Source organism: Streptomyces sp. NPDC086835 (assembly GCF_044745705.1).
In the GTDB taxonomy this organism is placed as follows: Bacteria; Actinomycetota; Actinomycetes; order Streptomycetales; family Streptomycetaceae; genus Streptomyces.
This window is the reverse complement of the sequence record NZ_JBIVAU010000002.1, coordinates 636,141-649,773: the sequence shown is the minus strand read 5'-3', so window position 1 is coordinate 649,773 and position 13,633 is coordinate 636,141. Positions and strand designations below refer to the sequence as shown.

Annotated in this window: 12 protein-coding genes; all 12 read right to left on the bottom strand. The window is 67.7% G+C overall.

Annotated features, from left to right (window positions below; genetic code table 11):
* Window positions 1-191: 191 nt before the first annotated feature.
* The gene (locus tag ACIPJI_RS09080) at window positions 192-1,262 is read right to left on the bottom strand and encodes an ABC transporter ATP-binding protein (RefSeq protein WP_402245296.1); all 1,071 of its coding nucleotides are present in this window, start codon (window positions 1,260-1,262) and stop codon (window positions 192-194) included.
* Window positions 1,255-2,256, bottom strand: a complete 1,002-nt coding sequence (locus tag ACIPJI_RS09075; RefSeq protein ID WP_356621415.1) for an ABC transporter ATP-binding protein — start codon at window positions 2,254-2,256, stop codon at window positions 1,255-1,257. Before ACIPJI_RS09075 ends, ACIPJI_RS09080 begins: the two co-directional genes overlap by 8 nt.
* Before the next feature lie 44 nt (window positions 2,257-2,300).
* The gene (locus tag ACIPJI_RS09070) at window positions 2,301-3,299 is read right to left on the bottom strand and encodes an ABC transporter permease (protein ID WP_307708121.1); all 999 of its coding nucleotides are present in this window, start codon (window positions 3,297-3,299) and stop codon (window positions 2,301-2,303) included.
* Entirely contained in the window at window positions 3,292-4,215 is a 924-nt protein-coding gene (locus ACIPJI_RS09065) for an ABC transporter permease (RefSeq protein WP_307708120.1), read from the bottom strand. Before ACIPJI_RS09065 ends, ACIPJI_RS09070 begins: the two co-directional genes overlap by 8 nt.
* A 73-nt stretch (window positions 4,216-4,288) precedes the next feature.
* Complete coding sequence (locus ACIPJI_RS09060; protein WP_402245294.1) at window positions 4,289-5,917, bottom strand: ABC transporter substrate-binding protein; 1,629 nt, start codon at window positions 5,915-5,917, stop codon at window positions 4,289-4,291.
* A gap of 67 nt (window positions 5,918-5,984) precedes the next feature.
* A complete protein-coding gene (locus tag ACIPJI_RS09055) occupies window positions 5,985-6,929 on the bottom strand; it encodes a GNAT family N-acetyltransferase (protein WP_356621295.1) in 945 nt (314 codons plus the stop codon).
* Between the two features lie 59 nt (window positions 6,930-6,988).
* On the bottom strand, window positions 6,989-7,474 hold the full coding sequence (locus ACIPJI_RS09050) for a GNAT family N-acetyltransferase (protein ID WP_356621294.1): 486 nt from the start codon (window positions 7,472-7,474) through the stop codon (window positions 6,989-6,991).
* Window positions 7,475-7,592: 118 nt separating this feature from the next.
* Window positions 7,593-8,741: a dipeptide ABC transporter ATP-binding protein gene (locus tag ACIPJI_RS09045; RefSeq protein WP_356621293.1), complete on the bottom strand. Its 1,149-nt coding sequence runs from the start codon at window positions 8,739-8,741 to the stop codon at window positions 7,593-7,595.
* Window positions 8,734-9,792 (bottom strand): ABC transporter ATP-binding protein, encoded by a 1,059-nt coding sequence (locus ACIPJI_RS09040; RefSeq protein ID WP_402245292.1) that lies wholly within the window; start codon window positions 9,790-9,792, stop codon window positions 8,734-8,736. Before ACIPJI_RS09040 ends, ACIPJI_RS09045 begins: the two co-directional genes overlap by 8 nt.
* A 14-nt stretch (window positions 9,793-9,806) precedes the next feature.
* Window positions 9,807-10,781, bottom strand: a complete 975-nt coding sequence (locus ACIPJI_RS09035) for an ABC transporter permease (RefSeq protein ID WP_356621291.1) — start codon at window positions 10,779-10,781, stop codon at window positions 9,807-9,809.
* Entirely contained in the window at window positions 10,774-11,703 is a 930-nt protein-coding gene (locus ACIPJI_RS09030) for an ABC transporter permease (protein ID WP_159687733.1), read from the bottom strand. Before ACIPJI_RS09030 ends, ACIPJI_RS09035 begins: the two co-directional genes overlap by 8 nt.
* A 128-nt stretch (window positions 11,704-11,831) precedes the next feature.
* Window positions 11,832-13,448 carry an ABC transporter substrate-binding protein gene (locus tag ACIPJI_RS09025; RefSeq protein ID WP_307708113.1) on the bottom strand — a complete coding sequence of 539 codons (1,617 nt, stop codon included), beginning with the start codon at window positions 13,446-13,448 and terminating at the stop codon, window positions 11,832-11,834.
* Between the last annotated feature and the right edge of the window lie 185 nt (window positions 13,449-13,633).

Sequence of the window (13,633 nt, the reverse complement as noted above, 5' to 3'; positions counted from 1 at the left end):
GGGGACCGGACAGTTCCGGACAACCGGCGCGGGGGCGCGGGAGGACCGGCCGGGTCCGCATGGCGCGGTCCCGGCCGGTCTACGGCACCCGCACGGCCGTACGTTCCTCAGCGTGAGGCGTCCGTATATCGGACCTGCGACGCCCGAGTTGCGTCGGTGTTAAATGAACTGGTGGGTGAACTGGCGGGCCTTCACAGGGATTTCGCGCTCCCGGTATCACCGTCGCCGGGTGCCGGGCCGCTCGGCACCACATGCTTCTCCTCCGCGAAATGGCATGCCGACGGATGCCGCGCCGGCCCTTCCACCTGCTCCAGATGAGGCGGCACGGCGAGCAGCGGAACCTCCCGCGCGCACCGCTCCTGTGCCTTCCAGCAGCGGGTGCGGAAGCGGCAGCCCGAGGGGATGTTGGTGGGCGACGGCACGTCTCCCGTGAGGATGATCCTCTCCCGGTGCTCGCGCGCCTCCGGGTCGGGCACGGGCACGGCGGAGAGCAGGGCCTGGGTGTAGGGGTGCGTGGGGTGGTCGTAGATCTCGGCGTCCCTTCCGATCTCCACGATCCGTCCCAGATACATCACGCCGACCCGGTCCGAGATGTGCCGGACGATCGACAGGTCGTGGGCGATGAACACATAGCTGAGCGAGAACTCGCTCTGCAGCTTGTCGAGCAGGTTGATGACCTGTGCCTGGACGGACACGTCGAGCGCGGAGACCGGCTCGTCGGCCACGATGACCTCGGGCCGCAGGGCGAGTCCGCGGGCGATGCCGATGCGCTGGCGCTGGCCGCCGGAGAACTGGTGCGGGTAGCGGTTGATGTATTCGGGATTGAGCCCGACGACGTCCAGCAGTTCCTGGACCTTCTGCCTCCGGGAGCCCTTGGGAGCCACCTCGGGGTGGATCTCGTAGGGTTCGCCGATGATGTCGCCGACCGTCATCCGCGGGTTGAGCGAGGTGTACGGGTCCTGGAACACCATCTGGATGTTGCGGCGCACGGCCTTCAGCGCACGCCCCGACAGCTTGGTGATGTCCTCGCCCTTGTACCGGATGACTCCCGCCGTGGGCCGCTCCAGGTGGACCAGCATCTTGGCGAGCGTGGACTTGCCGCAGCCCGACTCCCCCACGATGCCGAGGGTCTCCCCTGCGAACAGTTCGACGTCGACGCCGTCGACCGCCTTGACCGCGCCGACGTGCCTCTTGAAGAGGATGCCGCGGGTGAGCGGGTAGTGCTTGACCAGGTCGCGCACCTCGAGGATCGCCTCAGCCACGGATCGCCGCCTCCCAGAAGTGGCACGCGCTGCCGCGCTGCTCGTTCACCTCGTACAGCGGTGGTACGTCGGTCCGGCACACGTCCTGGGCCATCGGGCAGCGCGGGTTGAAGGCGCAGCCGGGCGGGATGTGCATCAGGTTGGGCGGCAGGCCCTTGATGGCGTAGAGCTCCTGCCCCTTCTGGTCAAGGCGGGGGATCGATTCGAGCAGGCCCTTGGTGTAGGGGTGGGCGGGCGCCCGGTAGATGTCGTGGACGGGGGCGGTCTCCACGATCCGCCCGGCGTACATCACCGCGATCTTGTCGGCGACGTCGGCGACGACGCCGAGGTCGTGGGTGATCAGGATCAGCCCCATGTCCAGTTCGCGCTGGAGCTCGGCCAGCAGGTCCATGACCTGCGCCTGGACGGTCACGTCGAGCGCGGTGGTCGGCTCGTCGGCGATGATCAGGTCCGGCTCCAGCGACAGGGCCATCGCGATCATGATGCGCTGGCGCATCCCGCCGGAGAACTGGTGCGGGTACTGGCCGACGCGTTCCTTGGCCGCGGGGATGCGGACCCGGTCCATCAGCTCGACGGCCCTGGCCTTCGCGTCCTTGCGGGACAGGCCCTGGTGGACGATGAACATCTCCCCCAACTGGTCCCCCACGCTCAGGACGGGGTTGAGGGAGGACAGGGCGTCCTGGAAGATCATGGCCATTCCGGCGCCTCTGATCTTCCGCCGTTCGTCCTCCCGCATCTTCAGCAGGTCCTGGCCCTTGAAGAGGATCTCGCCACCGGTGATCCTGCCGGGCGGCATGTCGAGGATGCCCATGACGGCCTGGGCCGTGACCGACTTGCCCGACCCCGATTCGCCCAGCACCGCGAGCGTCTCGCCCGCGTCGACGGTGTAGTTCACGCCGTTGACGGCTCTGGCCACGCCGTCGCGGGTGCGGAACTCCACGTGCAGGTCGCGTACGTCGAGCAGACGGCCTGGCGTGTCCGGTTCCGCGGACATCACGGCCTCGTAGGACGTGGTGGGCATGGCGGCTCCTTGGGCGGTCAGCGCAGCTTGGGGTCGAGGGCGTCGCGTACCGCGTCGCCGAGCATGATGAAGGCGAGCACCGTGATCGCCAGCGCTCCGGCGGGCCACAGCAGCATGTGCGGGGCGTTGCGGATGTACGGGGAGGCCGACGAGATGTCGATCCCCCAGGAGACGGTCGGCGGCTTGAGGCCGACGCCCAGGAAGGACAGCGTCGCCTCCAGCGAGATGTAGGTGCCCAGGGCGATGGTCGCCACGACGATCACCGGCGCGACCGCGTTGGGGGCGATGTGCCGCAGCAGCATCCGTGAGCTGGAGGCGCCGAGGGCGCGGGCGGCCTGCACGTAGTCGTTCTGTTTGGCGGTGATGACGGAACCGCGTGCGATGCGGGAGATCTGCGGCCAGCCGAGCAGCACCATGAAGCCGACCACGGGCCAGACCGTGCTGCTGGTGATGACGGACAGCAGCACGAGGCCGCCGAGCACCACGGGGATGCCGAAGAAGACGTCGGTGAGCCGGGACAGCACGGCGTCCCAGGCCCCGCCGAAGAAGCCGGCGAGTCCGCCGAGCACGGAGCCGAGCAGCGCCACGCCGACGGTGGCGCAGACGCCGACGGTGACCGACGCCCGTGCGCCGTAGACCGTACGGGTGTAGACGTCGCAGCCCTGCCCGTTGAAGCCGAAGGGGTGGCCGGGCTGGGAGCCCTGTTGTGCCTTGGCGAGATCGCAGCTCTGGGGGTTGCCGGAGGCGATCAACGAGGGCCACAGGGAGATGACGACCAGGAAGAGGATGACGAGCGCGGAGACGATGAAGACGGGGTTGCGCCGCAGGTCCCGCCAGGCGTCCGACCAGAGGCTGCGCGGCTTGTCGGCAAGGCCGGTGCCGTCGGGCCCGCCGGGGGCCTTCTCCAGCGTCTCTCCCTCCGCCATCGCGAGGTTGGCCGCCCCGCCCGCTCCGGTGGCCGCCACGGCGGAGTGCGCGGGGTCGTCGAAGTGCGGATTCTGCTGCGGCTCAGGCATACCGGATCCTCGGGTCCAGGACGGCGTACAGGAGGTCCACCAGAAGGTTCGCCACCAGGAAGACGATGACGAGGACGCTGACGAAGCCGACGACGGTCTGCGTGTTCTGGCGCAGGATGCCCTGGTAGAGCTGGTAGCCGACGCCGTGGATGTTGAAGATCCGTTCGGTGACGATCGCGCCGCCCATGAGGGCGCCGACGTCCGTCCCGATGAAGGTGACCACCGGGATGAGGGAGTTGCGCAGCAGGTGCTTGCGGATGACCCGGCTCCTGGGCAGGCCCTTGGCCTTCGCGGTGCGGACGTAGTCGGCGCGGCTGTTCTCCGCGATGGAGGTGCGGGTCAGCCGGGTGACGTAGGCCAGCGAGACGGAGGCGAGCACCAGGCCGGGGACGATCAGTTCGTCGAGCCGTGCGTCGGTGGAGACCGACGGGTCGATGATGTCCCACTTGTAGCCGAGCAGCAGTTGGAGCAGCAGTCCGGTGACGAACGTCGGCACCGAGATGACCACGAGGGTGAGCAACAGCACGCCGCTGTCCACCGGTCGGCCGCGGCGCAGGCCGGTGACGACGCCGAGGGCGATGCCGATGACGATCTCGAAGAAGATGGCCACCAGGGTGAGCCTGATCGTGACGGGGAAGGCCTCGCCCATCAGCTCGGTGACCTCCTGCCCGTTGAAGGCGGTGCCGAAGTCCCCGGTGAAGACGTTGCCCATGTAGGTCGCGTACTGCTGCCACAAGGGCTTGTCGAGCCCGAACTCCTTGCGCAGCTGTGCGGCCGTCGCCGGGTCGCACTGCCGCTCGCCGCACAGGCCGGCGATGGGATCGCCCATCACGTTGACCATGAGGAAGATCAGCAGCGTGGCGCCGAAGAAGACGGGGACCATCTGCAGCAGACGCCGGATCACATAACGTCCCATGAAGGGCTCCGGGGGTCGTGGGAAGGGGTACGGCCCGGCGCGGCGGGCGCGCCGGGCCGGGTGCCTTCGGCCGTCAGTTGACCTTGATCTCTTCGTAGACGGGAACGCTGAACGGGTTCAGTGCGACGTTCGATACGCGCTCCGAGTAGCCGGCGCTGCCGTTCTGGTACCAGAGCGGGATGGCGGCCATCTCGTCCCGTACGACCTTCTCCGCCTCCTTGAACGTCTCGACGGCCGTGGCCGGGTCGGCCTCCGCGTTGGCCTTGTCGACGAGGTCGTCGAACTTCTTGTTGCTCCACTTGCCGTCGTTGGAGGAGGCGTTGGTGTAGTAGAGCGGCTGGAGGAAGTTCTGGATCAGCGGGTAGTCCATCTGCCAGCCGGCCCGGAAGGGGCCCCGCATCTTGGACTGGGTGATCTGGTTGCGGAAGTCGGCGAAGGTGCCGATCGGGTTGCCGACGCAGGCCCTGTCGTCGCCGAGGGCGTTCTTGATGGAGTTGCAGACGGCGTCGATCCAGTCCTTGTGCGACCCGGTGTCCGCGTTGTACGTGAGGGTGACCCGGCCGCCCGGCAGGCCGCCGCCCTCGGCGATCAGCCGCTTCGCCTCCGCGGGGTCGTACTCGCACGCCTTGCCGCACAGCGTCGGGTCGAAGCCGCCCTCCTCGCCGAGCACGGGCGAGGTCCAGTCCTTCGCGGGGGTGCGGGTCTGCTGGAAGATGGTGTCGGTGATCTGCTTGCGGTTGATCGCCATCGACAGACCGGTGCGGACCTTCGCCCCGTCCGGCGTGTTCCACGCCTTGTCGTAGTAGGGGAAGGCGAGGGTCTGGATGATGCCGGCGGGGGTGTTGATGTACCGGTCGCCGAGGTCCGCCTCCACGTTCTTCAGCTGGGAGGCGGGCACGTCGTCGACCAGGTCGAGGTTGCCGGCGATCAGGTCGGTGTAGGCGGTGTTGTTGTCGGTGTAGACCTTGAGGTCGATGCCGCCGTTCTGTGCCTTGTCCGGCCCGTTGTACTCGTCCCAGCGGCGCAGGGACATCTGGGAGCCCCTGGCGTAGGAATCGACGAGGTAGGGGCCGTTGCCGACGGGCTTGGCGAGCCAGGCGTCGTGGTCGTCGAAGAAGGCCCTGGGCAGCGGGGCGAAGGCCGCGTAGCCGAGGGTGTCCGGCCAGGTGGAGAACTTCTGCGACAGCTTGACGGTGAAGGTCCGGTCCCCGGTGACCTTCAGTCCGGACAACGTCTGGGCGCTCGGCCGGCCCTCCTCGGGATGGACCTGCTCGTACCCCTCGATGTAGCCGAAGAAATACGCGTTGCGCTGGTTGTTCCTCAGGTGGGCGCCGTAGTTCCAGGCGTCCACGAAGGATTTGGCGGTGACGGCCTCGCCGTTGCTGAACTTCCAGCCGGGTTCGACGGTGATGGTGAAGTTGACCGAGTCCTTGGTCTCGATGCGCTCGGCGAGCATGTCCTGGGCCTCGCCCGTCTTGGGGTCGTACCGCTTGAGCCCGCGGAAGATCATGTCGAGGACCTTGCCGCCCTGCACCTCGTTGGTGTTGGCGGGCTCCAGGGGGTTCTGCGGGTCGCCCCAGGAGGAGCTCACGATCCCGTCGGCACCACTGCCGCCGCTGTCGCTTCCGCCGCCGCAGGCCGCCGCAGTGAGGGCGACGGCGATCGCGCATGCGGCCCACTTCGCGTGGGTGGCTCCGCGCATGGAGTGCCTCCTAGATCCCAAGTCAGACTTGGGCCCAATATCACCCCATAAAGGATCTAACGCATTTTCAGCACACCCGGGCGGAGGCCCGAGACACCGTCAGGACCAGCTCCCAGGTGTCGATCGCATAGAACAAGGACATCCCGTGCGCCTCGTAGAGGGAAAGGGCGCGGCTCTCGTTCTGCGTGTCCACGGCCAGGCCGATGGTGTCCCGGCCGCGGGCGGCGTACGTGGCGAAGGCATGGCGCAGCAGATGGCCGCCGAGACCACGGCCGCGCGCCTGCTTCCGTACGCCGAGGTTCCCGATCCAGCCCATGGCGTCCTTGTCGTTCCTCGTCAGCAGGACGGCCACGTCGCCTTCGCCCTCGATGCTCGCGATCCACATGAGGGACCGGTCCCGTGGCCCGGTGTCGGCCAGCCACTGCTCGTAGGTCCGCGGGTGGTGGTCGAAGTGTTCCGCGAAGGTCTCCTCCACCAGGGCGTGGGCGATCCGGTGGTCGGCGTCGGCGGCGCAGTCGCGCAGCCTCACACCGGCGGGCGGCTCCGGCATCCGGTCGGCCTCGCTCAGCGGCCGGGTCATGACCTGGTAGCGGCGCACGACACGCCAGCCGCGGGCATCGAGGAGCCCGGTGTCCAGCGCGGGCCGGACGTTGAGGTTCAGATGGAGCACGGCCCGTTCCGCACCGGCCGCGGCCGCCTTGGCTGCCGCCCGCTCCTCGATCCGCTCCAGCACGAGCACGGCCGCGTCCGGTCGGCCGGGGAGCACATAGTGGTCGACGCCGATGTCACCCTCGCCGGAATCGCTCCAGAGGATCCCGTACGCCACGAGGTCGCCGTCCTCGTGCACCAGCCAGGAGTCCTGGGCGAGGTCCACCTCCGGGTGGGCGAGGTCGGTCTCGACCGTGTGCAGTTCGGTGTCCGCCCGTCCGATCTCCGCGATGTCGACGGCGTTCAGCAGGGCGCATATGAAGGGTGCGTCCGCGAGGGTCGCGGGCCGGACGGTGAGTGGCATGCCGCCACTGTTCGCGCACCGGCCCCGCCCTCGCAACGGATTTTCGCCGCCGCGGCGGCTCAGACGGCGGGGCTCTGACGGACCAGGAGGCCGACGACGGTCTCGTCGTCCTCGAACGTCCCCGTCGGGGTGAAGCCGAGGGCGCTGTAGAGCTTTGCCGCGCCGGTGTTGCGGGGATGGTGGGACAGCCGTATCTCCCGGCAGTCCGGACGCCCGGACAGCATCCTGATCAGCGCGGTCATCGCCTGCCGGCCCACGCCCTTGCCCTGCTCGTCCGCGTCGACGATCAGGCCCCCGACCCAGTGGGTCCCGTCCTCCTCGTCGTACGCCCACATGACATGGCCGACCACCGTGTCGTCGGCGAAGATGCCGAGCGAGGTCCAGACCCCGCCGCGCATCGACAGCAGCAGGTACCGGGCGGCGAGGGCAGCCACGAAGGCCCGCTGCTCGTCACGCGGCGCGATGTCCGCGACGGCCCGCCAGTTGTCGTCGTCGACCGGGCGGAGCGTGATCCGGCGGCCGGTACGGTCGGTCAAGAGGTCCATCGGGACACCTTCCGGTGCCCCCCTGCACGGGCGCAAAGCCTTTTCCGCCGCTTCCCGCCGGGCACGACGAAGGCGCCCGCTCCCCGGAGGGAACGGGCGCCTGCGCCGACAGCGGGGACTACGCCGCGTGGACGACGTCCTTCTCCTCGGCGAAGTGGCACGCCGACTCGTGCGCGGCCGGGGTGTCCTGGCCCTTGAAGCGCTCCGGGACCGCGAGCAGCGGAACCTCGGTGGCGCACTTGTCCTCCGCCTTCCAGCAGCGGGTGCGGAAGCGGCAGCCCGAGGGCGGATTGGCCGGCGACGGGACGTCACCGGTGAGGATGATCCGCTCACGACCCTCGCGCGCCTCGGGGTCCGGGACCGGGACCGCCGACAGCAGCGCCTGGGTGTAGGGGTGCGTCGGGTGGTCGTAGATCTGCACGTCGGTGCCGATCTCGGCCATCTTGCCGAGGTACATCACGCCGACCCGGTCCGAGATGTGCCGGACGATCGACAGGTCGTGGGCGATGAAGACGTAGGAGAGGTTGAACTCGTCCTGGAGCTTCTCCATCAGGTTGACGACCTGTGCCTGGACCGACACGTCCAGCGCGGAGACCGGCTCGTCGCAGATGATGATCTCCGGGTTGAGCGCGAGGCCGCGGGCGATGCCGATGCGCTGGCGCTGACCGCCGGAGAACTGGTGCGGGTAGCGGTGGATGTACTCCGGGTTGAGACCGACGACGTCCAGCAGCTCCTGCACCTTGCGGCGCCGGTCACCCTTCGGGGCCACCTCGGGGTGGATGTCGAAGGGCTCGCCGATGATGTCGCCGACCGTCATACGCGGGTTGAGCGAGGTGTACGGGTCCTGGAACACCATCTGGATGTTGCGGCGCACGGCCTTCAGCGCACGCCCCGACAGCTTGGTGATGTCCTGGCCCTTGTAGAAGACCTCGCCGGCGGTCGCCTTCTCCAGCGTCATCAGCAGCTTGGCGACGGTGGACTTGCCACAGCCGGACTCGCCGACGATACCGAGCGTCTCGCCCTGGTAGAGGTCGAAGGAGATCCCGTCCACGGCCTTGACCGCGCCGACGTGACGCTTGAACAGGATGCCCTGGGTCAGCGGGAAGTGCTTGACCAGGTTGCGCACCTGAAGGATCGGCTCACCGCGCTCGACGGTCGCGTCGAGCGCCGCGACGGCCGCCTCCTCGGAGGCGACCTCGACGGTCTCCACCTCGGTCACGTTCGGGGTCGCGTCCACGGCCTCGTTCGTCTTCTTGAGCTCAGCCATGGATCGTCTCCTTCCAGAAGTGGCACGCGCTGCCGCGGCCGGGCAGATCACTGCCGTCCTGCTCGGTCACCGGAGCCAGCGCCGGGATCTCGGTGCGGCAGATGTCGTCCGCCTTGGGGCAGCGCGGGTTGAAGGCGCAACCGGTGGGGATCTTCAGCAGGTTGGGCGGCAGACCCTTGATCGCGTACAGCTCCTGGCCCTTCTGGTCCAGGCGCGGGATCGAGTCGAGCAGACCCCGGGTGTACGGGTGCGCCGGCCGCTTGTACAGCTCGTGCACGGGGGCGGTCTCGACGATCCGGCCCGCGTACATCACGGCGATCTTGTCCGCGACGTCGGCGACGACGCCGAGGTCGTGGGTGATCAGGATCAGGCCCATGTTGTACTCGCGCTGGAGCTCCGCGAGCAGGTCCATGACCTGTGCCTGGACGGTCACGTCGAGCGCGGTGGTCGGCTCGTCGGCGATGATCAGGTCCGGCTCGAGAGCCAGGGCCATGGCGATCATGATGCGCTGGCGCATACCGCCGGAGAACTGGTGCGGGTAGTCGCCGACCCGGGCCTTGGCGGCCGGGATCTTCACCTTGTCCATCAGCTCGATGGCCTTGGCCTTGGCGTCCTTCTTGGACAGGCCCTGGTGGACCCGGAACATCTCGCCGAGCTGGTAGCCCACGGAGAGGACCGGGTTGAGGGAGGACAGCGCGTCCTGGAAGATCATCGCGATCTTCCGGCCGCGGATCTTCCGCCGCTCCTCGTTGCTCATGGTGAGCATGTCCTGGCCGCGGAAGAGGATCTGGCCGTGCGGGATCTTGCCGGGCGGCATGTCGAGGATGCCCATGATGGCCTGGGCGGTGACCGACTTGCCGGAGCCCGACTCGCCGAGGACGGCCAGCGTCTCACCGGAGTCGACGCTGTAGTTGACGCCGTTGACTGCCTTGGCGACACCGTCACGGGTGTGGAACTCGACGTGCAGGTCGCGCACTTCGAGCAGCGGACCGGAGGTCTCGCCGCCCGCGCGGGGCGCCGGGACGCCTGCTGTTTCTTCGATGATGGTCACGTCGTACGCCCTCCTCAGCGCAGCTTGGGGTCGAGGGCGTTGCGAACCGCATCGCCGAACATCAGGAACGAGAGCACCGTGATCGAGACCATCACCGACGGGATGATCAGCACGTGGGGTGCGTTGCGCAGCTGCTCACGTCCACTGGACACGTCGACACCCCAGGAGACCGTCGGTTCGGCGAGGCCGACACCGAGGAACGACAGCGTCGCCTCCGCGGCGATGTAGCCACCGAGGGCGATGGTCGCGACGACGATGATCGGCGCGAGCGCGTTGGGCAGGACGTGCCGGGTCAGGATGCGGGTGGTCGAGGCGCCGAGCGCCCTCGCGGCCACCACGTAGTCCGCCTGCTTGATGGTGATGACGGAACCGCGGGCGACACGGGCGATCTGGGTCCAGCCCAGGAACACCAGGGCGAGGATGACGACCCAGATGGCGCGCTTCTCGAAGCTGGTGAGGACGACAAGGGCGCCCAGCAGGAACGGGATGCCCATGAAGATGTCGGTGATGCGGGACAGCAGGGTGTCGATCCAGCCGCCGAAGTAACCGGCGATCATGCCGACCAGGGTGCCGAGGACGGTCACCAGGGCGGTGACGCCGACGCCGACGATGATCGAGGCACGGGCGCCGTAGACGACACGGGCGTAGATCGAGCGGCCCTGGCCGTCGTAACCGAACCAGTCCGGCTGGAAGAAGTGGCTCCAGTTCGGCTGACCGAGGTAGTGGTTCGCCAGGTCGGCGTCGCGCGGCGAGGCACTGGTGAACAGGCCCGGGAACGCGGAGATGACGACGAGGAGGACGATCATGCCCGCCGAGATCAGGAACAGCGGGTTGCGGCGCAGGTCGTGCCAGGCGTCGGACCACAGGCTGCGAGCCTTGTCCGGCTTGGGCGCGGTGGCCGTGAGCAGCGCGTCGGGCGCCGCGGTGGTGGCGGTAGCGACCTTCTCGGCCCCGGTGGACGCCGCGGTGGCTGCGGTCTTCTCAGGCATACCGGATCCTCGGGTCCAGGACCGCGTAAAGCAGGTCGACGAGCAGGCTGGCGAGCAGGTAGACGAGGACGATCAGGGAAGCGATGCCGACGACGGTCGCGCCCTCGCGGCGGAAGAGTGCCTCGTAGATCGCGTCACCGACGCCCTGCACGTTGAAGATGCCCTCGGTGACGATGGCGCCGGTCATCAGGTTGCCGATGTCGGTGCCGAGGAAGGTGACCACCGGGACGAGCGAGTTGCGCATCAGGTGGACACCGATGATCCGGCGGCGCGGCAGGCCCTTGGCGACCGCCGTGCGCATGTAGTCGGCGCGCAGGTTCTCCGCCATCGAGGTACGGGTCAGCCGTGCCACGTAGGCGAGCGACAGCGAACCCAGGACGATCGCCGGCAGGAGGAGGTCTCCGAAGCTCTCGGAGTCCTGCACGGTCGGGGTTGTCACCCCCCACTTGAAGGCGAACAGGTACTGCATCAGGTAGCCCAGCACGAAGGAGGGCATCGAGATCAGCACGAGGGTGAGGGCGAGGAGCCCCCGGTCCCGCACGGACTCGGGACGCAGACCCGCGATGATGCCGAGGCCGATGCCGACGACCACCGTGAAGGTGAACGCGAAGAGCGTGAGCCGGATGGTGACCGGGAACGCCTGCGCGATGATGTCGGCGATGGGACGCTGGCTTGCGATCTCCGTGCCGAAGTTCCCCTGAACCAGCTCGAAGAGGTACTTCAGGTACTGCTGCCAGAGCGGCAGGTCGAGACCGCGGTCATGGCGAATGGCCTCGACCACGGCGGGGTCGAAAGCCTGGTCCCCCATGAGCGCTCTGACGGGGTCGCCGGGCAGCGCGAACATCATGGCGAAGATCAAAAAGGTTGACCCGATGAACACCGGGATCATCTGGAGCAGTCGTCGTGCGACGTAGCGCCCCATGGGTGCCTCCGTGAGGGGTTAACTGGGTCCGGGGGCCGCCCGCTTGCGGACAGCCCCCGGACCACCGCCGCCGCCGGATGTCCGGCGGCGGCGGGTGACGGCCGAGTGGGGATGAGGCCCGCAGGCGCTTACTTGACGGTGACTCCGGTGAGCTCGAGGTCACCGTGGAAGTCGACCGCGACGTCGTCGACGCCCTTACCGTGGCCACCGTTGATGCGGTAGTACCACAGCGGGATGGCCGGCATCTTCTCGAGAAGCTTCTTCTCGACCGCCTGGTAGCCCTTCACGGCGTCTTCCAGGGAGCTGGCCTTGTCCGCGTCCTCCATCATCTTGTCGATCTCCTTGTCGGAGAAACGACCGTTGTTGGACTCGGCGTTGGTGTGGTAGAGCTCCTTGATGAAGTTCACGTTGACGGGGTAGTCGGCCACCCAGCCACCGCGGTACATCGACTTCACCTGGTCGTTGTCACGGGCCTCGAGGTCCGTGGGGAAGTCCGGCTTGGCGTCGCCGACACAGTCGACACCGGTCGCCTTGCGGATGGACTCGCAGACCGCGGTCACCCACTCCTTGTGGCCGCCGTCGCTGTTGTACTGGATGAACAGCTTGTTCTCCGGGACGCCGCCGCCCTCGGTGATGAGCTGCTTGGCCTTCGCCGGGTTGAACGTGAAGACGTCCGTGCCCAGGTCCTGGTTGCCCTTGACCTGCGGCGGCGTGAAGCTCGTCGCGGGGGTACGGGTGTTGTTCAGGACGGTCTTGGTGATCGTCTCACGGTCGATCGCCATGGACAGACCCTGGATGACCTTGGGGTCGATGTCCTTGAACGTCTTGCTGTAGAACGCCGGGACCAGCGACTGGATGGCCGCGTACGGCTGCTCGATGGCGCCGTCACCCAGGTCCTGCTTGTACTTCGGCAGGTCCGTCGGGCCGACCTGGCGGATGATGTCCAGGTTGCCGGAGACGACGTCCTGGTACGCGGCCTCGAGGGTCGCGTAGTTCTTGAACTGGATGCCCTTGTTCTTCGCCTTGTTGGGGCCCTGGTAGTCAGGGTTGGCCGCAACCTGGATCAGCTTCTTGTGGGTCCACTTCTCGAACTTGTACGGACCGTTGCCGACCGGCTTCTGGCCGAACGCCTTCGGGTCGTCGAAGAAGACCTTCGGCAGCGGCGCGAACGTCGCGTAGCCGAGCTTGTAGTTGAAGTACGGGACCTTGTCCTTCAGCTCGATCGTGAAGGTGGTGTCGTCCACGACCTTCAGACCGGACATCTTGTCGGCCTTCGGGTCACCCTTCTCGGGGTGCACGTCGTCGTAGCCGGCGATGTCCGCGAACCAGAAGCTGTTCTGCTGGTTGTTCTTGATGTTCGCGTACCAGTTCCACGCGTCGACGTACGACTGCGCGGTGACGGCCTCGCCGTTGTGGAACTTCCAGCCGGACTTCAGCTTGACGGTCCAGGTCTTGGAGTCCGTCGTCTCCACCGACTCGGCGTTCGTGAGGACGATCTCGCCCTTGGAGTCGAAGTCCAGCAGCTGCGTGAAGAGCGACTGGATCACGTACGAACCGTTGGTCTCGTTCGTGTCGGCCGGGATCAGCGGCTTCTGCGGCTCGCCGACGTCGATCGAGACATAACCGGCAGGCTTGCCGGCCGGGTTCTTCTTGCCCTCTTCGCCGCTGCCGCCACCACAGGCAGTGGCCGCCAGGGCGACAACGATCGCTCCCGCGACCCACTTGGCGCTCTTGGCACCACGCATGGGTTCCTCCTCATGAGTCCACTTGTCACTACAAGAGGGGCACCGTTCTACGCGCGCTGACACCCCTGACAGCGCTCGTCAAGTACCCCGAGTGTGCTCGTGAGTCGGCGCTCCCCACAGCGCATGACCCATTGACCCGAGCTCAATGGAGCCAACTATTAAGTAGGACAGGCTTGTAAACCACA